The organism is Nitrosomonas sp. Nm132 (assembly GCF_900100485.1).
In the GTDB taxonomy this organism is placed as follows: Bacteria; Pseudomonadota; Gammaproteobacteria; order Burkholderiales; family Nitrosomonadaceae; genus Nitrosomonas.
Map to the genome: position 1 here is coordinate 1 of NZ_FNDH01000029.1, position 25,304 is coordinate 25,304.

Consider the following 25,304-nt stretch of genomic DNA (forward strand, 5'->3'; position numbering starts at 1 on the left):
TAGAGATAAATCGTTATTAATCGGTTTTGCCAGTTCATTGGTTACTTTGATTTATTGAGGTTGGGTGATGTCTTCCTCAATAGTTTAACGTTATTGATGAACTGGCTTCTATTTCAGCTCTTAATTCGCATTCTATTGCGGGCTTAGGATTGATCGCGATTAGCATGTAGGCCATGTTGAAAGCTATACTCATCGTACTTCAAAATTCGGCCGCTATACTTCTCCCGCTGGGAGAAGGCCGGATGAGGGATAATAAAAACCAAATTTTGAAGCGCGATGAGTATAAATATGTGAAGATTGAGTGCCATTCAACTCGGTCATCGGAGCGTGCAGAAGATTTTTTGCGGAACTTCGTATTAGCGAGACTTCTTTTTTGCACGCTTTCAGACAGAAGCAAACGTACAACGATAGGCATTGTGGCTGATAATCCAGGCAACGAATCAGCAATGGTGATAGAACGATCACGATCTCATAATACTGCGGCATGATAAGCCATGTCCCAGTTATCTTGATCATGCCGATCACGTTGCGATCATGTCGGGAAGCAGCCGATCATATTCTTTCTTGACCACTTTATAGCACTCGCAAACCTTGGTCTCCAGGCACAGTCGATCCAGCACCGTGATGTGGCCCCGGTGGTAATAGACTATGTCCGCGCGTTGCAATTTACCGGCCGCCTCGGTAATGCCTTCGCGGCGCACGCCGAGCATGTTGGCGATCAATTCCTGTGTCATTGTCAACTCGTTCGATGGCAAGCGGTCTAGGCATAACAGCAGCAGACGGCAGAGCTGCTGTTCCACCGAATGGTGCCGATTGCACACTGCCGTCTGCGCGATCTGCGTGAGCAGCGCATGGGTGTAACGCAGCAACAGATGCTGCATCGGCATAACGTGATTGAATTCCTGCTTCAGCAAATGTCCCTTTAATCGGTAGGCATAGCCCGGGCTCTGCACCACGGGAAGATTCGGCATGGTATTCCCACCCATAAAGAGGGACACTCCGACTATTCCCTCATTGCCGACCATCGCGATTTCGGTTGATTTACCATCCTTCGTGAAATTGAGTAGAGACACGATCGAGGTAGTGGGGAAGAAGACGTGATTCAGTTTATAGTCGTGCTCGCACAGGACTTCGCCCATCAGCATCGGCACCAGTTCCAGATGAGAATGCAGTTGTTCCAATTCATCTGTGGGCAGGGCGGCGAGAAGATGGTTCTGGTGTGCACTATGGGGAATATGGGGAATATGGGGAATATGGGGAATATGGGGATGAGCAGTAGGCATCGGTAATCTCCTTTTCAGATAAAACCGCGTGAACATAAAGAGATGGTTATTGATCGGCTAGATAAGGTTTTAACCTGAATATTTCATAAATTCGCGTGATGATCACGCAGGATTTTGATTAATAGGGAAGTTTTGAGAAGGAGGGGTGTAGTGATTCATACACCCGACTGAGCAAAATCTTTCTTATTAATCAAAAGGCAAGTGAGGACACGTGCCAATTTATGAAATATTCGGGTTAACTACTCAATTATAGTTATAGCAATAAACTTGTCGCATGAGTGACGCTCCAGTAGGTAGTGAATTCATACGATACTTGACCGAATCAATAAGTTTTAATGCATCAATAAGAGTATCGAAAAATGTTGACTAAAAATATACGTGCAAACACGTAGATTTAACCCTTGTTGATCAGCGACCAAAAAATCCTTCTTTGAGCTCAAGCTATGTAATAGCTCAAAGGTTTGGATGCGTTTTTGCCTTTCAGACGAAAGACATTCAAGGAGAAATGGTCAGATCAGAAATGAAAAGAGCCGGAGAAAGCAGAAGGCGGATCGGAACCAGATGTGCTTGTAGAGAATATAGCCTTGTGCAGGTGGGCGCGACGGTGCCTTGCCGGGCAGAAGACCGTGATGATTAAAAATCCTAGCGAGATGGACTTCTGTTACTTGGTAGAGGGAGGCAGTCAAATTCTCTAGATTGGGTCCTCAAATATAGTGTTAGGCGGCATATTTAGCGAAGCGGCCATGGAAGTCAACTTTGGCGCGCTCGGGTCACTCTGCTAGGCTTTCTTGTGCTGCCTTTTTCCATACCTATGATCTGAAAAACACAATAAATACTCTTTATTTGCGGGCCTGATCTATAGTATTGGCATCAAAAATTCAATCTTCTTCGGGCCAGATCAGAAAACCAATTCGCTATCTGCATCGCACATAAAATCAAATCTGTGCGCTAACGTACAGAAACGACAGGGGATTAGGTGTATTTTTAATATAAAGGATGAGTGTTTGTATAAAAAACGCACGATGGATATGTAGTGGATGCTTGGCCGTTGGAAACCCACTGCGGGGTTGTTTGACGAGAATGTTATAGAAGCGAGAAAACCAGGCCAGAGATGAGGAGGGCTGGATCGTGATGGGCACATATTTTATTTTGACGGAGGGCCAATTCATGCAACTTGGTTTATTTGAGCTTCCCTGGTGGGGTTATGTGCTGGTTACGCTGGGTTTGACCCACATGACCATCGCCTCGGTGACGATTTTTCTGCACCGGCACCAAGCGCACCGTGCGCTGGAGCTGCATCCTACAGTCAGCCACTGTTTCCGCTTCTGGTTGTGGCTCACTACCGGGATGATTACCAAGGAATGGGTGGCCATTCACCGCAAGCACCATGCCAAGTGCGAAACCTGTGAAGATCCACACAGTCCGCAGATCTATGGCGTCGGAACAGTGCTGTTCAAGGGTGCCAAACTCTACCGTATGGAGGCCAGGAACACTGCAACGCTAGAGAAATATGGTCACGGCACACCCGACGACTGGCTCGAGCGTAACCTGTATTCAAAGCATGCCGTGCTCGGTATCGGCATCATGCTGGCGATTGATCTCGTCCTGTTCGGTCCGATCGGCCTCATCATGTGGGGTGTGCAGATGCTGTGGATCCCGTTCTTTGCCGCTGGTGTTATCAACGGCGTCGGCCACTACTGGGGCTATCGCAATTTCGCATCGAGTGACGCCTCTACCAACATTTCTCCGTGGGGCATTCTGATCGGAGGTGAGGAGCTGCACAACAATCACCACGCCTACGTGACTTCCGCCAAGCTGTCTAACAAGTGGTGGGAATTCGACATTGGCTGGGTATACATTCGCGCCCTGGAGATAATGGGCCTGGCCACAGTGCGCAAAGTGGCGCCCAAGATCCGGTTCAACCTGGCCAAGACTGGTTGCTGCGACTTAGAGACGCTGCAAGCCGTCATCACGCACCGCTACGACGTGCTGGCCAAGTACGCCAAATACCTGAAGCAGACCGCATTAGCAGAAATCCGCAATTTGCAGGCCCGCGAGATTTCTGGCCTGCAGGATACCCCTGCGCTGGAAGCGGTTAAACATTGGCTGCAAAGGGATGCGGGTGAGCTGCCGGAGAAAGAGCGGGCAGCATTGGATCAGGCGCTCCATTTCAGCAAGGTGCTAAGGACCATCTACTCGATGCGGCAGGATCTGACGGTTCTGTGGAGCCGTTCAACTGCATCCAAGGAACAGCTTGTAAAGCAACTGGAAAACTGGTGTCAGCGTGCCGAGGAGAGTGGCATCAGTGCATTGCAGGAATTCTCCCGGAAATTGCGTTGTTACGACTAACCGTTTGGAAGGAGAAATAAAATGACACTAGGAACAATACTGCTGATCATTCTGATTCTGATGCTGGTTGGTGTGATTCCAACGTGGCCCTACAGCAGGGGGTGGGGTTATGCCCCTAGCGGTGTTCTCGGGATAGTTTTGCTTATTTTACTCATTCTGTTGCTGACAGGCCGAATATAGTGCTCGTTTGATTGCGCGGAAAGTATATAGAGTCACAAGGTAATGACAGGGGACCGCACAACAGGTTCTGTGCTTTAGCGTACAGGGCCTGTTGTGCGTATTTTTTAGTGAGCGAGGGGAAGCGAATATCGGAACGCCGGGAAGCGCGATCAGTTGGCCGGCATGAACCAGTAAACTTACAACCTTACGAAGGATAAGTTCGGAAAGTTAGCCAATCGTAATCAATTCATTACCATTCAAGGAGAAATGTATGCTTGTGACATTTACAACCGATGCCTATGCCGACATTACCATGTTTGGGGATGACGCGCTTACCATGCTGAAAATGATGGGACACAGCGCAACCGTGCCAGGCGCTATTCTGGCAACTGATGTTCCTCAAGCATTGAATCGGTTAACAGCCGCTTTAGATGCCCAAAAAGAAGTCTCGCCACCCGTCGAGACTAAGGATGAGGATACGGATGAACCAGTAGTAAGCATGGTTAAGCGAGGACTGCCTCTAATTGAGCTACTGACCGCCGCAGCAAAGGCAGACTGTAACGTAATGTGGAAATAAATCGATATCAGGAAAAAATAGGCAAGTGGAAGACCCGTCTCTGCGAGAGCTAGCCCGAATATTTCATAAATTCGCGTGGTGATCACGCAGGATTTTGATTAATAGGGAAGTTTTGAGAAGGAGTGGTGTAGTGACTCATACACCCGACTGAGCAAGATCTTTCTTATTAATCAAAAGACAAGTGAGGGCACGTGCCAATTTATGAAATATTCGGGCTAGGAAGCCGCATACCAGAGCACTGCGAAGTAATGGCATGCAGTACCCACCATTACAAACAAATGCCAGATGAAGTGACCATATCGAAGGCGCGAATCGGTCACAAAAAAAAATACGCCAACGGTGTAAGCCACCCCCCCTGCAACCAGCCATAGTAGGCCGGATGCAGGTATGCGGATATACAACGGATAAATTGCGATCAGAATGAGCCACCCCATAAGCAGATAAAGACTGATGGAAATGATGGGGTTGTGCATCTTATCAAACACTTTTAGTGCTACCCCGATTGCGGCAAAACTCCAGACGATTCCAAGAAGCGTCCAGCCCCACGCGCCTCGAAGTACACCAAGCGTGAAGGGCGTGTAGGTGCCGGCGATAAGGAGAAAGATCGCGGAGTGTTCGACAATCTTAAACACACGCTTCGCCTTGCCTTGCGGCAAGGCGTGATAGAGGGTAGAAGCAAGGTAAAGCAGTACCATCGCCGCCGCGAAGAGGCTCGCGCCAACGATGAACCCCGTATCTTCGTGCTTCATCGCATGCATAACAAGAAATGGGGCTGCCGCAAGTGCTGCGATCAGCCCTATGCCGTGGCTGATGCTGTTCGCGATCTCTTCCTCTCGGGACTGCTCACGTTTGGGTACTGCAAGCAAGATATTCACAATATTCGAACCTACGGTCTAACGCGAGCGTAGAAAATGACTTGATGCGTCAAACAACACCGCTTCCGGGAGGTACTTGAACCTGATTTTTCGTCGATCGGAGATCATCGAATACACAGCGTTTTGAGAAGTGGAAGTCAATTCTGCTCACCTCTGGGCACGACTTTATGAATAGGTAGGGTCTTTCGATATTTGCAATGTCCACGCTGATCGGTGCGCGCATCAGCGTGGAACGGTTTAATCTTTAAACTTGTCTTTCAACTTCGCAGCTGTATCTCGAACAGCGCTACTTAGTTTATCCCACGCGTTCTCTGCACCATCCTTAAGATGCTCCCACTTATCCTCGCTAGCTTCACTTAGTTCTTTCAGTTTGGCCTTCGCAGCATCAACCTTTTGCTCAAGCTCTCCTATATGTTCATCATATTTGATACGGGCATCGGCTGCAGAGCTCTTCGCTTCGGCTCTTAGCTCTGCCAATTTGGCCTGCGCCAGCTCAACCTCGGCTTCTATCTTTTGTTTGTATGCTTCTTTCGTGCTCATAATGTACCTCCTATGTTAATCAATTCAGGATTGATTCTTAGACTTCGTAATAACCCAAGCCAAAAATAGTAATAGTGCGGCTCCGACTATAGCGGTCACTATTGAACCGATGAGTCCCAATAGACCGAACAAGAGACCCCCTGCAATGGCGCCGACAATGCCAATAATGATGTTGCCCAGGAGACCAAAGCCTCTTCCTTTCATCAATATTCCAGCTAGCCACCCTGCGACTGCGCCGATTGCGATAAAAATCAATAACCCTGCATAGTCCATTAGTCACTCCTCTGGTTTATCAGCAATTGGAAATAACCTGCTTATGTATACTCGATATCTGCTATGCCGAAGATCACGAAAAAGACAATGAATAGTGATGCATCCTAATTGGTAGCGTCTTTAACGCTTTCCTTGATTTCTTTGCCGGCATCTTCGAGCTTATCACTAGCATCTTCAGCGGCATCACGGGCTTTCTCGCCGGGTCGTCGGTCAAGCGCGTCATCTACTTTATTCATGGCCTTTTCGGTACCTGTTTGTTTTTGGTCACAGGCAGGTAGCACCAGAATTGTCGTGGCGATCATAAGTATAAGAAGGTAGTAAGGTTTCATTTTCATTTTCCTATTTTAGGTTTTGGTTACGTCCATCGGGCCATTCCCACTGAACATATGGCTTTCTAACCATTGGTTTAATTCTAATGACAGCATTAAACGCCGTCTGTACGATACCGCACATAATGAGAATCATCGTTGACTTTCAACATTTCAAGGTCGGGTAGGAATCTGCTTGGCGGAAGAAATAACGAAAACAAATGAATTGCAGGAAGTCGCTTATGCCCTTTCGCTATCAAGCCGATTCCGAAGTATGTTATTTCCAGCATAAGGTAAAGCCACCGTCTAAAGACGGTGGCTTTAATCTTTAACCCGAATATTTGATTCACGCGCGCTACGCTAAACCCCCTACTTTCAGTAGGCGGTTTAGTCAGAGTTTTTTTAAAGAACTCAGGTAGGTGTGTATCACCCCCGGCCTTGAATGAGTCGGACTAGTATCAAGATGACGGCTATGACCAATAGAACGTGAATGAATCCGCCTATGGAGGCTGACGAAACTAGCCCTAGCACCCACAGAACTATTAAGACTATGGCAATGATTTCGAGCATGATTATATCTCCAGTGATTATTTGGCAAAGATCTGCTTGTTGCAAGATTAAGTGGAGCAACCAGACTGAGTCTGTGCGATAGCGCACGCAAGGCTGTTTTCTTGCCTCCTGTGCTCAGTTTCTGCAGTGTGCGTTGCTATCTAGAAATGGCTGGAGGTGATAAGTTCGGGTACATATATATAGGGTAGCGTACAGAATGAGCCTGCTTTTGAGTTATCCTGGGATTTCCTTTTCAGAATGGAGACTGACATGTCCGAGTCACCCACGCCGCAACAAAACCATCTTTTGGCTGCTTTGTCAGCTGAAATGCAGAGACGCCTGTTTCCTCATCTTGAACTGGTGTCACTGCCACTTGGCAAAGTTTTATATGAATCCGGGGACACTTTGCGCCATGTCTATTTCCCGACCAACGCCATCGTGTCGCTGCTCTACGTGATGGAGAGCGGCGCATCGGCGGAAATCTCCGTGGTGGGTAATGATGGTCTTATCGGTATCGCGTTATTCATGGGCGGTGAAAGCACCCCGAGTCGGGGGATCGTGCAAAGTGCCGGTTACGCTTATCGACTGCTGGGGCAGCGGCTCAAAGATGAGTTCAATCGCCACGGTGAGCTGTTACAGCTGATGCTGCGTTACACGCAGGCCTTGATTACGCAAATGGCCCAGACGGCGGTCTGCAATCGTCATCACTCGATTGACCAGCAACTATGCCGCTGGCTTTTGCTTTCAATGGATCGCCTGCCGAACAATCAATTGACGATGACCCAGGAACTGATTGCCAACATGCTTGGCGTGCGCCGTGAAGGTGTCACCGATGCTGCCGGAAAGTTGCAGGAACTCGGCGTGATCGCATACAACCGCGGACATATCACGATACTGGATCGGCCCAGACTTGAGCAGTTGAGTTGCGAGTGTTACGCCGTCGTCAAGAAAGAAACCGATCGCCTGTTACCCAACATTTCTCCACGCCAGGTTAGTTGACAGATTGAGCGATGATTTAAGTACCGCAACCCAGCAATGTGTCGCTGCAACCACTTAGTCAGACCTTCCTTAAATGGTATTGGTGTGTCCTCTCTGTGCTGTAACGTACAGACAATGGTGTGATTATCGAGCAAGCTATATTTTCAGGATTGTTCAGCACCTTTCTTGGACCATTTTCTGGATTTTTTCGTGCTGCAGGATAACTAGATGTTGACTACAACACCGGCACGAGTGATTAACCACCTGATTGGATGTTTGCCGCGCGAGGAACGAAACAGAGTTCTCAAACGCTGCGAGCCGGTAAGGCTGGTTTTCGGCACTACCCTGTGTGAAGCCAATCAGCCTTTCCAGCACGTATACTTTCCCCTTACCGGTTTCATCTCACGGGCGATAGTAATGGACGGCCATCAACCGCTGGAAGCAGGACTGATTGGTAACGAAGGCATGCTCGGCGTGACGCTCGCGCTGGGAATCAATGCTGCACCGCTGCGCGCAATGGTGCAAGGTGCCGGTACCGCGTTGAGGATGACCGCCGCGCAGTTCCAGCACGAATTGCGCGACAGCGCCTGCTTGCTGGACACGCTCAACCGTTACCTGTACGTATTGATGACGCAATTGTCGCGAACCAGTGCCTGCAACCATTTCCATGAGATCGAGCCGCGGCTGGCGCGCTGGCTGCTAATGACGCATGACCGTGCACACGCCGATCATTTTCATCTTACGCATGAGTACCTCGCCAACATGCTCGGGGTGCGCAGAAGTAGCGTCACCATCGCTGCAGGCGTGCTGCAACGGAGAAAGGTCATCAGCTATAACCGCGGTGAGATCAGTATCCTTGACCGGAAGGAGCTCGAAGCGACATCCTGCGAGTGTTACGGCGTGATGAACGATCACTATGCTAGGTTGTTCGCTTAGCCCGAATATTTCATAAATTCGCGTTAGTCCTGTTTTATAGGCATATTTTCAAGGGCATTTCAATAAATACAACTTTCATTGCCGTACGAATAGCTTGAAAATTATCCGCAAAGGTCGGCGATACAAATTGGATTTGTGTAAATCTGCCTGGAAGCGCTTGTTCATCAGCTTTTGCATCATGTTGCAGGCCAGCCTGGTGAAATGTCCGGGTTAAATGCCTTGCCGCGTTTTCAGCCAGGCAGAGAACTCACCGCCCAATTCCGGATGAGCAGATGCAATATCGACACTGGCCTGTAGCAATCCCAGCCTGCTGCCACAGTCATAACGTTTGCCGTGGTAGCGATAAGCCAGTACTTGCTCTGAACCAAGCAGGGCTGCGATGCCATCAGTGAGTTGAATCTCACCCCCAGCGCCGCGAAGTTGTGCGCGAATGTGCTCGAATACTGCTGTGGTCAGGATGTAGCGCCCAGCGACTGCCAGGTTACTGGGAGCAACACTAGGGTGAGGTTTTTCAACCAAGCCGGTGATCTTGATAAGATCTGGCGTCAGCGTCTCTCCTTGAATGATGCCGTAACGGCTGGTCTGATCCTGCGGTACTTCCTGCACCGCTAGAATGCTGCACCGGTGTTGACCGAAAAGGTCGGTCATTTGCTGCATGATGGGTGGATCGCCTACCATCAAGTCGTCGGCCAACAACACCGCAAAGGGCGCGCCGTGAACCAGGTGTTCGGCGCACAGCACGGCATGGCCCAGACCGAGTGCCCTGGACTGGCGGATGTATACACATTCCATGTCATCAGGCTTAATGGCATTGACGATCGCGATTAAATCGTCTTTGCCATGGGCAGCCAGTTCAGCTTCCAGCTCATAAGCCGTGTCGAAATGGTCTTCAATGGCGCGTTTATTGCGGCCTGTCACAAAGATCATTTCGCGTATGCCCGCAGCATAGGCCTCTTCAACTGCGTATTGAATAAGCGGTTTATCAACGACTACCAGCATTTCTTTTGGTGAGGCTTTGGTGGCCGGCAAAAAACGTGTTCCTAAACCAGCGACTGGAAAAATCGCCTTGGTGATAGCTTGCTGATTACAGTTATGCATGATGCAAACCTCAAAAAATGTTATTTGATATTGCTCTCATCCCGCCTGCATACCGGGTGGAGAGGAAATGTAGTTCATCGTAACTCCTTACGCTAACAAAAAGGCAGGGTGCTGAAAAATGCATGGATGCTTTCGGTTTATTACCTAGAGTGAGGACTATGCGCATGTTTATCTGCTGGATCATCAATGTGGCTGGGGCAGGGTTACGATGTTTACTTCGACCGTATGATCCTGGCGATCGTCGATCAGCGGAATGATTTTGTCGGGGCGTTCGATGCCATCTACCGTGACGCGCATTGCACTGCTCTGCACCGCATCGCCGGCATCCGATTGCGACACGGTGATACGGTAGACAGTCTCCCGATACCGGTAATGCAGTTTGAACCCTTGCCAGGACGCAGGCAGGCAGGGAGCAAAATGCAGTTTGTCCACATCCAGCCTCAGGCCGAGCAGAGATTCCACAATCAGCCGGTACATCCAACCGGCGGAACCCGTGTACCAGCTCCATCCCCCGCGACCGGCGTGCGGCGAAACCGCATAGACATCGGCGGCGACGACATAGGGCTCAACTTTGTAGATCGCTACACCCGCTGCCGATTTTCCATGATTCACCGGATTGATCATGGTCAGCAATTCCCACGCGCGCTGACGGTCACCCAGGGCTGCGAATGCCATTGCGGTCCAGATAGCGGCATGGGTGTATTGCCCGCCGTTTTCGCGCACGCCAGGAACATAACCTTTGATGTAGCCCGGATCGAGATCCGATTTGTCGAATGGCGGATCCAGAAGCTGGATCAACGCATGATCGTGCCGCACCAGTCGGGTGTATACGGCATCCATGCCCATGCGCGAACGTGCGCCATCGCCCGCGCCGGAGAGCACTGACCAGCTTTGTGAGATCGAATCGATCTGGCATTCGATGTTGGTTGCCGACCCTAGCATGGTACCGTCGTCGAAATAGGCGCGGCGATACCATGCGCCATCCCAGGCATTCTGCTCGATACATTGGCGCAGTTGCTCGGCTTCGCGCCGGCACTGCTCAGCAAATGACACGTCGCCCTGCTGTTGCGCCAGCACTGCGAAGCGCATCAGCACTTCATACAGGAAGAAGCCGAGCCAGACGCTTTCACCCTTGCCGTGCATGCCCACCAGGTTCATGCCGTCGTTCCAGTCTCCGGAACCGATCAGCGGCAGACCATGCTCGCCAAACGCCAAGCCGTGCCGGATGGCGCGTGCGCAGTGCTGGTACAGGCTGGCTGACTCGGTAGAGTGCCCTGGCAGGTCATAATACGAGTCATCCTCAGGGCTGACCGGGCGGCCTTCGAGGAAAGGAATAGATTCATCCAGCACACCGCTATCGCCGGTACTCAGCACATAACGACACACCGCCAGTGGCAGCCAGAGGTAGTCGTCGGAGCAATGGGTGCGTACGCCACGGCTCGACGGTGGATGCCACCAGTGCTGTACATCGCCTTCGACAAACTGATGCGCCGCGCACAGCAGCAATTGTTCGCGCACGCGTTGTGGCTCGGCATGGATCAGCGCCATCACGTCCTGCAACTGGTCACGGAAACCGAAGGCGCCGCCTGATTGATAATAGCCGCTGCGTGCCCATAGACGACAGGCAAGCGTTTGGTAGACAAGCCAACCATTAGCCAGCACGTTGAGAGACGGATCTGGGGTTTCCACCTGGACCGCGCCGAGAGTATGGTTCCAGTATTGCCACACCGCTTCGAGTGCCGCATGCGCGGCGGCCGATCCACGAAAACGGCGCACCAGATTGCGCGCATCATCAGCCCCACGCCTGCCGGCCTGGCCCAGGCGGAAGATGATCTCGCGTTCTTGCCCGTCGGCCAAGTCGAAGCCCACCTGGATCGCAGCGCAAGGATCCAATGCTGCTCCCACCTTGCCTGAAAGCCGTGTACGCGTCATTGCTGCCGGATTTTTGAGCGAGCCGTTACGTCCAATGAACTCAGCGCGATCGCAACTGATCGAGCGATTGGTCTCATCCACATCGAAGAAAGCAATCCGGCCGGTGAATTCCGTGTTGTAAGGGTTGTGGGCGAATAGCGCACCGCTGCCGGAATCCACTTCTGTGGTCACGTGCAGGGTCGATTTCGGCCGCAAATCGCCCAGTACCCACTCCACGTAGCCGGTCGCGGAGAGCCGCCGCGGCCGTCCTGATGCGTTACGCACTTTCAATACCGAGAATTTGACCGCAGCGTCCACAGCCACGTACACCCACAGCTCCGAGACAATGCCTCCTTCGGTATGCTCGAACACGCTATAACCGAAGCCATGCCGGCTGACATACGCATTCGCGCCGCGACAGGGCAGGGGTGTGGGCGACCAGAAATGACCACTCTCCTCGTCGCGCAGATAAAAAGCTTCTCCGCTCGCATCAGATACCGGGTCGTTGTGCCAAGGGGTAAGACGGAACTCATGCGCATTTTCGCTCCAGGTATAAGCTTGACCGCTCTCGGAAATGACGGTGCCAAAATGCGGATTTGCCAATACATTCACCCATGGCGCGGGCGTCACTTGCGCAGCCGTGGTGGTCATGACATACTCGCGCCCGTCCCGTGTGAATCCGCCCAGCCCGTTGTGCAGAATGAGATCGCGCTGCGGCAATAGGCTGCCGTCAGGAAGATCGGCATGGTGGCTTTGGCTCGGCCGGAAGCGCGGCATGCGCACATCCCTGAGGCTACGGCGGTTGATCTGCTCCGCCAGTGTTCCTCGGCTGTCCGTTATGATCGCGCGCGCGACCGATTGGAACAGAACACGGTCTTCGTTCGATATCTGTTCCGCGCGTCGCACGAAGATGCCACCCGGTCGATCGATGACATGCGCTTCGACGCCCGCCGCAATCAAACCGATAATTTGATCCTGGAGCAATTGCCGGTAACCGGCACGGTCTTCGTTCCAGATCACCAGATCCACCACCAGCCCTTTGAAACGCCAGTAGGCGTGAGCCTGCACCAGTTGACGCACCAATTCGATATTGGCTGCATCGCCAATCTGCAGCAGGACGATGGGCAAATCGCCAGAAATGGCATAGCTCCATAAACCGGATTGCCCACGACGATTCTGCATCAGAATGCTGGTTTCGGCGCGAAGCAAGCCGTGAGCATAGATAACAGAATTAGCCAGGCGTCCGTAGAGTTGCGCGTCGGCCTCGCTCGCATTGAGTTGGCGTAACACCACTTGGGCATGTGTCCAGGCGACATCAAAGACACGATCTGCAAGCCGTCTATCCTGATATCTTTCGATCAAGCTTAATGCGGCATCACGGGTTTCCCCCATGCCGCTCACCATATCGAGGGTGATCGTTTGTTCCGGATCGAGCGTAATGGCATGGCGAATGGCGACAATCGGATCCAGCACTGAGCCCTGGCTACCGGAAAGCACCCCTGATGATGCGCTGCCCAGCGCTTGCGGGTCGGCGGTGGTGTGGCTGCGGCCAATGAATTGCATCCTATCCGTCTCATAAGAGATGGCATCGATATCCACTCCGTGCGCCGTCATCATGTGAAACATCCAGGATGTTTGCTCGGCAGCTGAACGCGGCCGGCGCGTGCAAAGTATCGCGTGGCGTTTCTCGTCGATCTCGGTCTGCACGAACAGATTGCTGAAAGCTGGATGCAGCTCATCGGAGGCAGGTACGGCAAGCACGATTTCCGCGTAACTCGTCATCGTGATAGTGCGGCGGGTATGGGTGCGGTTAGTGATGCGCATGCGGCGCAGCTCGATATCGTCCTCTGGTGATACCACGATCTCGGTATAGGTTTCGAAATGGCCATCGCCTATGAAATCGCGACGACGAAATTCAGCGCGTCCCTCGGAGAAAATCACTTCGTAATACTGTGGCTGTTTCAGTGTCGGCTGATACGCGGTCGACCAGATCTCCCCACTACGCTCGTCACGAAGATAACAGAACGCCCCCCAGTGATCGCAAGTCGTGTCCTCGCGCCAGCGTGTGACGGCGAGATCTTTCCAACGGCTATAGCCGCCGCCGGCGTTGGTGATCATCACATGATAGCGTCCGTTGGACAACAATTGCACTTCGGGCACTGGCGTATTCGCATTGTTGAAAACGCGAATCGGCGCTTCCGCAGTACGGGAGGTCAGTCGAATGTCAGAAAATTGGGCCGTGCTCGGAAAGAACGGCGTGGTTTTGGGAATCCGCTCCTGGAGCAGCAGCAAGGTCGCCTGGAACAGCGGGACCGACTCGAAGCGTTTCTGCATCGGACGATCCAACAGCAGATAGGCTAGGGAAAGCAGGCTCATTCCCTGGTGGTGCGCCATATAAGATCGGACTACAGTGCTCGATTCCCCGCGTCGTTGACGAGACGGGGTGTAGTCAATGGCTTCGTAAAAGCCGAATTTTCCTTCCAATCCTTGCGCAGCGAGTCGTTGCAGGTTCAGATGCGCCGCTTCGGGTGCCACCATCAGTGCCAGTACTGTGGCATAGGGAGCAACGACCAGGTCATCGGCGAGTCCGCGTTGGAGTCCCAGGCCAGGCACACCAAATGCCCGATACTGATAATTGAGATGGATGTCGACCAGGTTATAGCCAGACTCCGACATACCCCACGGTATGCCACGCTGCCGCCCATACTCGATCTGCCGCGCCACCGCCGCCTTATAGGTCTGGTCAAGCAGCGTGTTATCAAAGGTCGGCATGACCAGGAGCGGCATCAGGTACTCGAACATCGAACCGCTCCACGATAAAAGGACGGGTTCGCCGCCGGCAGTCGTGAGCAGACGTCCCAGGGTAAACCAGCTCTCCTGCGGCACTTGCCCCTGCGCAATCGCGACGAAGTTGATTAATCTCGCTTCCGAAGCCAGCAAGTCGTAGTAACTCTCATCCCGCCGCAGTTGATCCACGTTGTATCCAATCGCCAGCAGACGCGACGATTTGTCATATAGAAAGTCATACGTCATGCACGCGAGCTCGCTTGACTGCATGGCAAGCCGCTCGATAATCACAATTCGTTCAGTGGCGCGGTGGCTAGCTTGAGTGATGCAGTGTCGAAACGCATGCAGCCACTTGCGTTCCGAGGATGTCGCAGCATCCGCAAGGGGTGCGGCGATCCGCTGTTCAATTTCCAGCAGCAATCTATCTTCGATGTTTGCCAATTCCCGCAGCGTTGGGATTGCGGCGATGCCAAGGTTGTCTTCAAGCCCGCTCGGTGCGGTTGGCAGCACCAGCCAGGGGGCGAGAAAGGTTAACTCGTCGAGAGCGGCGCGGCATTGCCGGAACAGCGCATGCGCCCACCAAACCGCATCGCTCTCGGAAGTTGTCTCGGAGATGACTGCGCTGGCGTGATCCAGGGTCGGGTGGTGCGTGGAATCCTCATCAGTCTCCAGGTATCCTCCGGTTTCTGCGTGCCGTTTTTTTTCGGCTGACACCAGCGCACTTCCTGTTTGAGGCAGCTTCTGAGAGACAGCTTCAATGCTGTCGGCAAACGCCTCCGCGCGTTTCGCCAGTTGGTCGAGGCATTGCCACGCCAGCGCGAGCGTAGTTGGCGGAGAACTGCATGCAGACTCGATATCCGTCTGCAATGAAGCGAGTAGCCCTGACCGGGTGTTGCCTGCCGCATCCACCAGAATTCCTAGCGTATCGTGGAGTCCGTGGAACCAGTGCGCACCAAGGATTCTATCATCGGCAAGCGTGAGCAAACCCGACTGCAAGGTCAGCAGATGACCTGCGAGGTTTCCGCTGTCCACCGTCGAAACGTAAGCCGGATGCAACGGTTTCAACGATTGCGTATCGTACCAGTTGTAGAAGTGACTACGATGCCGTTCCAGCGTTTGCATGGTGCCGAGGGTCTGTGCCGTGCGCTTGATGAGTTGCCCGGCCGGAATGTAGCCGAAGTCGTATGCGGATAAATTCGCAAGTAGCGCCATTCCCATATTGGTCGGCGAAGTGCGATGCGCAACGGCGGCGCCGCGATACTCTTGATAGTTATCCGGCGGCAGCCAATGATCTTCCGGCCCAACAAAAGTCTCGAAGAATGCCCAGGTTTTGCGCGAAATCTTGCGCAAGAAGACGATCTGCCCAGCCGTCAGTCGTGCCTCGCGGCGTGCGAGTGGTTGGCCGGTCCACCAGACAATCACGGGTGAACCTAGCCATAGCAGCAGGATGGGTCCTGCTACCGTGAGTGCAGCAGGCTTGAACAGCAGCAGATAAAGTATCACAGCAATGGCAATCAGCGGGGCGACCCACATCGCGCGCAAAGTGGCGGCGAAATCCGTGCGGCTGTTACGTGCGGCTTCGCCCGACGGATTCCATTCGAGCAGCCGTCTGTGGGTGAACAGCATACGTCCCGCTGTACGTATGATTGCATCCAGGCTGAACCAGGCTTCGTAGGGAAGGTATGTCAGGGTAAAGGCCGCTTGCGCCAGGCGTTGGCTTGCCGTGTCGAGTGCAGCGGTAAGATGTTGGCGTAACGGCACCTCGTCCGGCTTGTGAAAGATTTCCACAATCGATGTGATCAAAGGTGGAATCAGGAGTGTGCCGATCACTGCCAAGGTCCAGAGCAAGGGTGATGCAAGCACCACCCAGCCTAGCAACAGCAGCAGCGTCAACGCTGTCGGCACGAGACTGCGCCGCAGGTTGTCGAACAGTTTCCATCGCGACAGACGCGAAAGCGGGTTCTTCAGTCGACGGTCATCGGGACCGGGAATGCGGGGCAACAGCCAGCCCAGCAATTGCCAATCGCCACGTATCCAGCGATGACGGCGGCTCACGTCCACGCTGTAGTGCGCAGGGTAATCCTCATGCACATGTACATCGCTCAATAAGCCGGCACGCGCATAACATCCCTCCAGCAAATCGTGGCTGAGAATCTGGTTTTCGGGAAAACGCCCATTCAATGCCCGCTCGAACATATCGATCTCATAGATGCCTTTACCGATAAACGAGCCTTCGCCAAACACGTCCTGGTAGACATCGGAGATGGCCCGGGTATAGGGGTCGATGCCGGCTTCACCACCATGCAATCGCGCATAACGCGAGCGGTTGGTGCCTTCCAGGCTTACGCTGACGCGCGGCTGGAGAATACCGTAGCCCTCGTGCACGCGCTGCCGCTGTTCGTCGTAGCGTGGGCGATTCAGCGGATGAGACATGGCAGCCACAAGCTGCCGTGCGACGTCACGCGGTAGCTGCGTATCTGTATCCAAAGTGATGACGTACTTAACGTTCGCGAGGCAAATGGTGTCACCGACGATGCGTGAGAAACGATTGCCGGCATTGCTAAGCGTTTTATCGCGCAGCAATGCATTTAAGTCCGCAAGCTTGCCACGCTTACGTTCGTAGCCCATCCAGATGCGCTCTTGCGGATTCCAGCGGCGCGGGCGATGAAAAAGAAAGAAAATACTCTTTTCCACAGCGCCATATTTTGCATTCAGCGTCTCGATTCGTGCCTGGGCCAGCTGTAACAGCGGTTCGTCTTCGGCGAGCGTTTCTTCGTGCGCGTCGCGAAAATCGGTCAACAAGCCGAAATACAGATTGTTGTCCCGATTCGCCAGAAAGCGCACTTCCAAAGCCTCGACCAGATCGTCGACACTTTGCGGGTTAGTGAGCATCGTCGGCACGATGACCAGTGTCCGGGATTGTGCGGGTATGCCGTTGGAGAAATCCATACGTGGCAGCAGATGCGGGCGCACAAACAAGGTTGCCAGCCAATTCACCAGAGCGAGTGCCAGCTGGCTGGTGGACAGCAGTGCGAGTATACCGATCAGCAGCAAGAATTCATTCGGCACATTTTGAGTATGAGCGATGGCCATCAGGCCAGCGCTGAACAGCAGTGTTAGCAGCGCGATTAGACCGAGATACACGACCAATGAGTGCTGTGACCCCATTTTCGCGAGGGTATCAGCAACAGAGAAGTGCGCTTGTGTCCTTGTCTCAAGTTTGGGTAAGCCTCGGTCAATCAGGTAGAAACCGACATGTGCCGCGCGTTCGTCGTCATTTGGATGCGCTGCCTGAGCCTCGTGCGCGAGTTCGACTGCACTTTGCGCTACCTCGGTTTCAGTAAGGGAGCTCCGCCTTGCAAGCTTTTCGATCGCATGACGATAACGGTCGCGGGTGGCAAAATCCATCTGGCCATAGGCGCCGCTCGGATCTTTGCGCAATGTTTGCTCGACGATACTCATGGTTTCGACGAACTCACGCCAATCCATTCCACCCAGGAAACGCAAGCTGCCGATGCTGTTGCTAATGGACACTTGGTCGGCAGCCTGATGCTGGTTTCCCGATTGGACCAACTGCTCGATGGTCAGTCCCGACTCGGCGAGCACTTGCTCGATCCAGGTCAGCGGCAATGCCAGGGCGAGGCCATGTCCTTGCAGCCGACGCGTAAATTCCGATACGAATGGAGTCGACATCGGCGGTTGCGAGCGCGCCATGTCCGCGATTACGAGCACCAGGCTCTTCGGATCCGTCGCTGCGACCGCCGCCATCTGCTCTGCCCAGGCGCTAGCGAGGTCGCAGTCGATTCTGTTGGCGGCGATGCGAATGGCAACGCGCCGCAGATTCTCAATTAACGCCAATCGCAGCATGATGGGGATAGCCCATAACTCGCTTAACTTGAGCGTGTTAACCGTCTGATAGGCCGCGACGAAACGGTTGAGACTTTCCGAGTCCACCCGTCCATCTCCGTGCGAAATGATCTCCAGCGCAATATCGTATACACGCGGCAATCCAGCCGAAGGACCATTCAATAAACGAGGTAATTCCCGGCTATATCCCTTAGGCATGTGGCGCCTGGCGGTACGGATCTGTTCTTCAATTAAATAGAAATTATCAAGCAGCCATTCGCTGGCCGGCGTGATCTGCTGGTTGGCTCTTACCGCCGTTGTGAGTCGTCTGCAGACGTCGATCAAAACCGCTTCATTTGCCGCCAGTCGCGTCATCAGGTGATCCTGCGGACGTTCCTGTGTCACTTTGTGCATGGCAGCGAGACGCCTGCCACGCTGTTCCATCTGATCGGCGCTAAATAATTCCGAGCGTAGCGGCGGCTCATTGAAGGCATCCTTTAGGGGGATGCCGCCGCGCAAGTTCGCACTCAGCCGGCGCAAATATCGGAAGAAACGATTGTTATGGGTCTCCATTTAGAAATGCACTCCATTTTGGATAGGAATCTTTACGCCCATTTCCCGGCAATACCAATAATTTGATGAATCGGAATCTAGCATAGCGCCTCTTGTAAAAGTGCATATCCAGCTGGAATGAATCACTGGAATGAAATGGAACTGAGTAGCCATTACTGGCAAGATGCAAGGTATAGCCTATTCGTCATACACGCATATCCTAAAGAGCCGACCGTTAGGGTATCCAGAGAATGCTTCCTTACAGTGATGGCTGGCCAAGAACCACTCACGTACGATTCAGGGAGGCCTTAACCAAATATCTGGGTTAGGGATTCCAGACAGTGTCACCGACATAGGCAGATCGTTAGATCTTAATCAAAACTTATCCTTTATCGGCTTCCGCTTACCTTCGCGTCATTTTGGATTCGGAATTGAAATCAAGTCTCCGCTGTGACTATGAGGATCTGATTCATTTTGTGTAGAGAACCTTTCTGCTGGCTACTCACAACTATACTCATCGTACTTCAAAATTCGGCATCAATACCTTCTCCCTCTGGGAGAAGGCTGGATGAGGGATTATGAAAACCGAATTTTGAAGTACGATGAGTATATCTCCATAACTCGCTCCGAATAACATCCCGGATACGATGATAAAAAATACAATGGCTACGGTTAATCAATGCAGCGATCTACCGTCACTTGACTCGCATGGCATTCTTGACAGATACCACGCCCTTGACACTGCGCGCGACTTCGATCGCCTTATCGATATTAGCCTGGGAACTGACGAAGCCACTCAGTTGAACGACACCTTTGAAGGTTTCAACGTTGATTTCAGCAGATTTTAAGGTGGGCTCATTAAGAATTGCCGCTATGACCTTCGTGGTAATGACAGTATCATCGAAATATTCTCCAGTTCCTTCTTGTTTTGACGTCGATGCGCAACCCAAGAAAAAAGCCATTAAAGCAATTAAGAAGAAAGTGGAGAAGCGGTTATTAAGTTGTGTCATGTTAAGTTCTCCCAGATGATTGACGTAACTAAAACACCCCTTGATCCTTTTAGATTAAAGGGCACTTGGTTTACTACCTTCGGTGCGATATTCAATCTGAAATTCACGACCTTATTCAGTTCTCCGAAAAGTATTCGCAAAAATCAAAATTAAACCTGAAACGCCTTTTAAGCTAAATTATTACAGGGATAGAGCATCTAGTATGTACGCTAGCACACATAGCGCTCCCCCTTTTTTGTGAGTTAGATAGCTGCGCACAACGTATCAGGAAAATATGGTTTTATGCACGAGACAGTACTTGAAGCAGAAATTCTGACGGGAGATCGAGAAGTGCTTGTATGTTCTGAGAAGAAAAACGCAGATCTGTTCTTCGGGTTAAATAGTACGACAGGCGGAGTCGGAAAAGTATCCGGCGATTTAGAAATGGAATAACAGGAGTATTTTCCACATCCGCACTTATCTGCGCCGCATTCATGCTTTGTACGGCAACGCACAGACTGCGACTGCTGCGCGCTGTAGGCTACTAAATGTAATAGATTGATCTGCTTGATACGATTGCATCAGTCTTTCGATCCTATGATTCGAATTTTTAATGCTGCTTCTGAAGATAACATGCGTTCCACTCATTCTCCTGAGCAGGGGCCTATCGATTAACAGATTGGTAATTTGCAATTCTTTCAAGGAGATTCGAATGGGTAAATATTTACTGGCGTGGTTGCTCGGCGTGCCAGCAATCGTGTTGGTCATCATTTATATCCTTTACAACTAAGGAAATGCTAAACAGGTTGGCTTTATCCTAGCCCGAATATTTCATAAATTGGCACGTGCCCTCACTTGCCTTTTGATTAATAAGAAAGATTTTGCTCAGTCGGGTGTATGAGTCACTACACCCCTCTTTCTCAAAACTTCCCTATTAATCAAAATCCTGCGTGATCATCACGCGAATTTATGAAATATTCGGGCTAGCCTACTAAATTGAAGGAAAGACACCAATGAATATTTTAAAGACATTTATAGTAGTAGCGATTTCGATGGCTTTGATGGCAGGACTTCCTGCCTGCGACAAGCAGAATTCGGCAGAAAAGGCGGGGGAAAAGATAGATGAGGCGGCCGAGAAAGCAGGTGACGTCCTCAATGAAAAGATCGATTGATAAAAGTCGGAGCCATCATCTAAGGAAGCTTTGGCAGATTAAGCAGCGAGTCGTTTTGCTACTGATCACGGTTGACCAAGTTTTCGGTATATCATCCTAAAAGCAGTCTTTTAGGATGATTATCGATGGAATCATTATGCACATGATGAACCCTAAACATCTTTCCGGTGCGGGATTAGGTTTCCGACAGGAATTAATTCCTGCGCTAAAGAGCCATGTTCCTGATGCCATTTCGTTCTTTGAAATGGCACCGGAGAACTGGATTGATATTGGCGGGCTCCCAGGGCGTGAATTGCGCAGCTTTACCGAACGTTATCCCTTTGTATGCCATGGACTGTCTCTTTCCATAGGCAGCCCATTACCGCTCGATGAAGTGCTATTGCACCAGATTCGCCAGTTCCTCGATCAACACCAAATCCCGCTTTATACCGAGCATCTCTCCTATTGTTCCGATGACGGGCATTTATATGATCTACTTCCGATCCCCTTTACCGAGGAGGCTGTCAAATATGTTGCTGCACGCATCCGCCGTGTACAGGATGTGCTGGAGCGTCGTATCGCCATGGAAAATGCTTCCTTTTATTTACGTGCACCCATCACAGAGATGGATGAGATCGACTTCATCCGGGCTGTTTTAACTGAAGCAGATTGCGATTTACATCTCGATGTCAATAATGTGTATGTGAATAGTATTAACCATGCTTATGATCCTATCGACTTTATTCGTGCCATGCCGACCGAACGCATCGTCTATATGCATATGGCTGGACACTATCACGAAGCGAAGGATCTGATTATTGACACACATGGCGCAGATGTTATCGATCCGGTATGGTCACTGCTGGATGAGGCCTATCATATTCATGGCGTATCCCCCACGCTATTGGAGCGCGATTTTAATATCCCCCCCCTTAGCGAACTGATACACGAAGTCGAGCGCATTGCCCAGATTCAGACCCGGTATATCCATACCACTCAAGCTCATGTCTACTCCACTTCCTGAGTTTCAACGCTTTCAATACCGCTTCACTGCGCATATCCGCGACCCGAAGGTAAACGCTCGTCCAAGTGGCGTTGAAGCGCGGCGAATGAAAGTTTACAGCGAGCTTGTATACAATGGTATCGAGCATTCCCTCCTGACCTGTTTCCCGGTATTAAGGAAAGTGCTAGGAGAACGTCGCTGGGCACGGCTGGTGCGTGCCTTCATTGCCAAACATCGCTGTCATTCGCCATTTTTCCGCCAGATACCCGACGAATTCATTCAGTTCCTGCAGACAGCATGGACATCCACCGCAGATTATCCCAAATTCATGCTTGAGCTGGCGCATTATGAATGGATAGAACTGGTGCTCTCCATCTCAACACATACCCCTGACTGGGATAAGATTGATCCCGCAGGTGATTTACTCAAACATCACCCCGTTTTGAATCCAGTCCTCGCCAATCTGCATTATAGTTGGCCCGTGCACCATATCGCCCCGCATATTCGGATAGCACCAAAAGAAGTCTACTTATTGGTGTTTCGGGATATTAACGACCAGATTCAATTTATTGAAATCAATGCCTTTACTGCCCGCTTGCTAAATCTGTTAAAAACTACAGACTTTACTGGTCAAGCTGCGCTCGAAATGATCGCTCAAGAAAGTTGTCACCCTGCACCCAAAATCGTGGTGCAGGGTGGGCTGACTGTGATGCAGGATTTGTGCATCCGCGGCGCTCTGCTGGGTAGCTTGCGTGAATAGCGCTCATCCGGCAACACAACTCATGATTGTGGAAAGCGTAAAATTGGATAAAGAAGGTGGGACTTATGCCTGGTTTGACTCAAGCCAGTTACTCGTTCCCTTGTTTATCGCATAGTCCGGTTGCCAGCAGTTGGGCAAATTGCTCCGCTTCCATCGGTCGAGAGAAAAAATAGCCTTGCCCCTCTTCGCAATGCTGAATCTTCAGAAAGACTAACTGCTCCTGTGTCTCCACACCTTCGGCGGTCACCCCTTGCTTGAGACTGGCGCCCATGGCGATGACGGCGCTGACGATGATACCGTTGTCGCTACCGCGACCTATGTCCTGCACGAATGACGGGGCGATTTTAAGGATATCGATCGAAAATTGATGCAGATAACTCAAGCTGGAGTAGCCAGTGCCAAAATCGTCCACCGCCAGTCGTACTCCCATATTCTTGAGTTGCTGGAGTATCGTGACGCTAGATTCGACATCGCGCATCAACACGCTTTCGGTAATTTCCAGTTGCAGGCAGCATGGATTGAGCCCGGTTTCATTCAAGATGGCATGCACGCCGGCAACAAAATCCTTGAAGCAAAATTCCAGCGCAGAGATGTTAACGGCGATCGAGCTCAGTTGCAGTCCTGCGTCCTTCCAGCGCTTAGCCTGCACGCAAGCTTCGCGCAATACCCAGCAGCCGATCGGCACAATCAGGCCGCAATCTTCTGCGATCTGCACAAAGCGATCAGGCACTACCACGCCCCATTCCGGATGCATCCAGCGCAACAATGCCTCAGCACCGGTGATCATTCCGCTTTCCAGGTTGACAATGGGCTGGTAATGCAGCACGAATTCCTGCCGTTCCAGCGCACGCCGCAAATGGGTCTCGATGGCTAGCCGCTCAACCGCGCGGACGTTCATCTCTTCCTTGAAAAACTGGTAATTGTTGCGGCCCTTTTCCTTGGCGTGGTACATCGCGATATCCGCGTTCTTGATCAATGTTTCGGCATCCTGGCCATCCGCAGGATAAGTGCTGATACCGATGCTGGTCGTTACATACAGATCATGCTCATCAATAACATGCGACACCGCCAATGCAGCGAGTATCTTGTTGGCAATCAAGGCAGCATCTTGCGCGTGCTTGTCCTGCGTCACCAGTATCACGAATTCATCGCCACCCAGTCGACTAACTGTGTCAGAGTTGCGCACGCAGGTACATAAGCGTTGCGCAACGGATTGCAGCAGTTTGTCGCCGGTCGCGTGTCCGAGCGAATCATTGATATGCTTAAAATTGTCCAGATCCAGAAATAGCAGAGCGAGGTGCGTACTGCGCCGTTTTGCCAAGGCGATTGCTTGTGCGATGCGGTCGTCCAGCAGCACGCGGTTTGGCAAATTGGTCAGGGAATCGTGTTGCGCCAGATGGGCCATTTTTGCAACCATTGCCTGCGCGGTCGTGATGTCGTGGAACACGATCACCGCACCGACAATCCTTCCGTTCACGTCGTGGATCGGCGCAGCGGAATCTTCGATCGCCGCTTCACTCCCATCGCGCCGGATCAGAGTCGTGCCCGCAGTCAATGCCATCGTCTCGTCTCGCTGCAGCACCGATTCGATCGGATTAGGCGCTAGGTCGTGCGTCTCGCCATGGATGATTTGCATCACCTCACTAATGGGATGCCCGCGCGCTTCTTCTCTCGGCCATCCGGTCATGCCTTCCGCCGCAACGTTCATATAGTCGACATTGCCTGACATATCGGTGCCAATGACTGCGTCACTGATGGAATTGAGGGTGATTTCGGCTCGGTTTTTTTCTATGAAGAGCGATTCCTCGACAGCTTTGCGCTGAATGATGTTGCGCAGCGATTGCGGTACCAGATTGTTGCTAAAGTGATCTTTCGACAGATAACCTTGCGCGCCGCGCTGCACTGCTTCCGACGCAAGCATCACGTTATTTGTCATACTAAGCGTCATGATCGGCGTTTGAGGTGCGATGGCGAACAGTTTATCAAACGTTGCGATGCCTTGGCTGTCCGGCAACGACAAATCCACTAAAATCGCGTCGATGCCCCCTGCGCGCAGCCGCTCAAGCCCATCGTAGAGTCGCGTTACCCATTCAATGTCGAATGAGCTGTCTTTTGCCTCGCCCAGCACATCCTTCAGCGCTTTGGCATCGGTGGCATCGCTCGTAATAATCAGAACATGATTCGCCATTCAATCTCTCACTTTAAGTGAAGGGATGGTGGTGTGCTGCATACACCCGGCTGAGAGCCAGTGAATAAATCTTTCATATCAACTAAACAACTAAACAACTGAAAGACTAGCAAGAGCAAGTGTTCCGTTCACCGCTCACGAGGGGGTACCTTCACTCAGCCGCTTCAATCTGGAGCCGCGCGGTTTTATGCA

19 protein-coding genes are annotated in these 25,304 nt (G+C 51.8%); 9 read left to right on the plus strand and 10 right to left on the minus strand.

What is annotated here, in order from left to right; genetic code table 11:
- Positions 1-521: 521 nt before the first annotated feature.
- Complete coding sequence (locus BLP80_RS10365) at positions 522-1,283, minus strand: Crp/Fnr family transcriptional regulator (protein WP_090542986.1); 762 nt, start codon at positions 1,281-1,283, stop codon at positions 522-524.
- A 1,167-nt stretch (positions 1,284-2,450) separates the two neighbouring features.
- On the opposite strand from BLP80_RS10365, the gene BLP80_RS10370 reads away from it, so the two are divergent.
- From BLP80_RS10370 to BLP80_RS10380, 3 genes are all read left to right on the plus strand, one after another.
- Positions 2,451-3,632, plus strand: a complete 1,182-nt coding sequence (locus BLP80_RS10370) for a DesA family fatty acid desaturase (protein ID WP_090543033.1) — start codon at positions 2,451-2,453, stop codon at positions 3,630-3,632.
- Between the two features lie 21 nt (positions 3,633-3,653).
- Positions 3,654-3,812, plus strand: coding sequence for a DUF3309 family protein (locus tag BLP80_RS10375; protein ID WP_090542987.1), 159 nt, complete (start codon positions 3,654-3,656; stop codon positions 3,810-3,812).
- Positions 3,813-4,062: 250 nt separating this feature from the next.
- A complete protein-coding gene (locus BLP80_RS10380; protein WP_090542989.1) occupies positions 4,063-4,368 on the plus strand; it encodes a DUF1840 domain-containing protein in 306 nt (101 codons plus the stop codon).
- A 215-nt stretch (positions 4,369-4,583) separates the two neighbouring features.
- Here BLP80_RS10380 and BLP80_RS10385 read toward each other — a convergent pair whose 3' ends face one another.
- From BLP80_RS10385 to BLP80_RS15215, 5 genes are all read right to left on the minus strand, one after another.
- Entirely contained in the window at positions 4,584-5,243 is a 660-nt protein-coding gene (locus tag BLP80_RS10385; protein WP_090542991.1) for a PAQR family membrane homeostasis protein TrhA, read from the minus strand.
- 237 nt (positions 5,244-5,480) lie between these two features.
- Positions 5,481-5,783 carry a sll1863 family stress response protein gene (locus BLP80_RS10390; RefSeq protein WP_090542994.1) on the minus strand — a complete coding sequence of 101 codons (303 nt, stop codon included), beginning with the start codon at positions 5,781-5,783 and terminating at the stop codon, positions 5,481-5,483.
- A gap of 24 nt (positions 5,784-5,807) precedes the next feature.
- The gene (locus BLP80_RS10395; protein ID WP_090542996.1) at positions 5,808-6,056 is read right to left on the minus strand and encodes a GlsB/YeaQ/YmgE family stress response membrane protein; all 249 of its coding nucleotides are present in this window, start codon (positions 6,054-6,056) and stop codon (positions 5,808-5,810) included.
- Between the two features lie 104 nt (positions 6,057-6,160).
- Complete coding sequence (locus tag BLP80_RS10400; protein ID WP_090542998.1) at positions 6,161-6,385, minus strand: hypothetical protein; 225 nt, start codon at positions 6,383-6,385, stop codon at positions 6,161-6,163.
- A 405-nt stretch (positions 6,386-6,790) separates the two neighbouring features.
- Complete coding sequence (locus BLP80_RS15215; protein WP_143002271.1) at positions 6,791-6,934, minus strand: lmo0937 family membrane protein; 144 nt, start codon at positions 6,932-6,934, stop codon at positions 6,791-6,793.
- A gap of 249 nt (positions 6,935-7,183) precedes the next feature.
- Here BLP80_RS15215 and BLP80_RS10405 point away from each other — a divergent pair, with 249 nt between their 5' ends.
- A complete protein-coding gene (locus BLP80_RS10405; protein ID WP_090543000.1) occupies positions 7,184-7,912 on the plus strand; it encodes a Crp/Fnr family transcriptional regulator in 729 nt (242 codons plus the stop codon).
- A 207-nt stretch (positions 7,913-8,119) separates the two neighbouring features.
- Entirely contained in the window at positions 8,120-8,827 is a 708-nt protein-coding gene (locus tag BLP80_RS10410) for a Crp/Fnr family transcriptional regulator (RefSeq protein ID WP_090543002.1), read from the plus strand.
- A gap of 210 nt (positions 8,828-9,037) precedes the next feature.
- On the opposite strand, the gene galU is transcribed toward BLP80_RS10410, so the two are convergent.
- The 3 genes from galU to BLP80_RS10425 all read right to left on the minus strand — a co-directional run bounded on the left by galU (position 9,038) and on the right by BLP80_RS10425 (position 20,031).
- Positions 9,038-9,925, minus strand: a complete 888-nt coding sequence (gene galU / locus BLP80_RS10415) for a UTP--glucose-1-phosphate uridylyltransferase GalU (protein WP_090543004.1) — start codon at positions 9,923-9,925, stop codon at positions 9,038-9,040.
- A gap of 183 nt (positions 9,926-10,108) precedes the next feature.
- A complete protein-coding gene (locus tag BLP80_RS10420) occupies positions 10,109-19,042 on the minus strand; it encodes a glycoside hydrolase family 94 protein (protein ID WP_090543006.1) in 8,934 nt (2,977 codons plus the stop codon).
- A gap of 674 nt (positions 19,043-19,716) precedes the next feature.
- Positions 19,717-20,031 carry a BON domain-containing protein gene (locus BLP80_RS10425; RefSeq protein WP_090543007.1) on the minus strand — a complete coding sequence of 105 codons (315 nt, stop codon included), beginning with the start codon at positions 20,029-20,031 and terminating at the stop codon, positions 19,717-19,719.
- 282 nt (positions 20,032-20,313) lie between these two features.
- Here BLP80_RS10425 and BLP80_RS15680 point away from each other — a divergent pair, with 282 nt between their 5' ends.
- The 4 genes from BLP80_RS15680 (at position 20,314) to BLP80_RS10440 (ending at position 22,924) form a co-directional block, all read left to right on the plus strand.
- A complete protein-coding gene (locus BLP80_RS15680) occupies positions 20,314-20,463 on the plus strand; it encodes a hypothetical protein (RefSeq protein WP_176754341.1) in 150 nt (49 codons plus the stop codon).
- Positions 20,464-21,023: 560 nt separating this feature from the next.
- A complete protein-coding gene (locus tag BLP80_RS15685; protein WP_176754342.1) occupies positions 21,024-21,182 on the plus strand; it encodes a hypothetical protein in 159 nt (52 codons plus the stop codon).
- 145 nt (positions 21,183-21,327) lie between these two features.
- Entirely contained in the window at positions 21,328-22,185 is an 858-nt protein-coding gene (locus BLP80_RS10435) for an HvfB family MNIO-type RiPP peptide maturase (protein WP_090543035.1), read from the plus strand.
- Positions 22,166-22,924, plus strand: coding sequence for an HvfC family RiPP maturation protein (locus BLP80_RS10440; protein ID WP_090543011.1), 759 nt, complete (start codon positions 22,166-22,168; stop codon positions 22,922-22,924). The genes BLP80_RS10435 and BLP80_RS10440 overlap by 20 nt, the downstream gene beginning before the upstream one ends.
- An 88-nt stretch (positions 22,925-23,012) precedes the next feature.
- Here BLP80_RS10440 and BLP80_RS10445 read toward each other — a convergent pair whose 3' ends face one another.
- Positions 23,013-25,112 (minus strand): putative bifunctional diguanylate cyclase/phosphodiesterase, encoded by a 2,100-nt coding sequence (locus BLP80_RS10445; protein ID WP_090543013.1) that lies wholly within the window; start codon positions 25,110-25,112, stop codon positions 23,013-23,015.
- Positions 25,113-25,304: the final 192 nt, after the last annotated feature.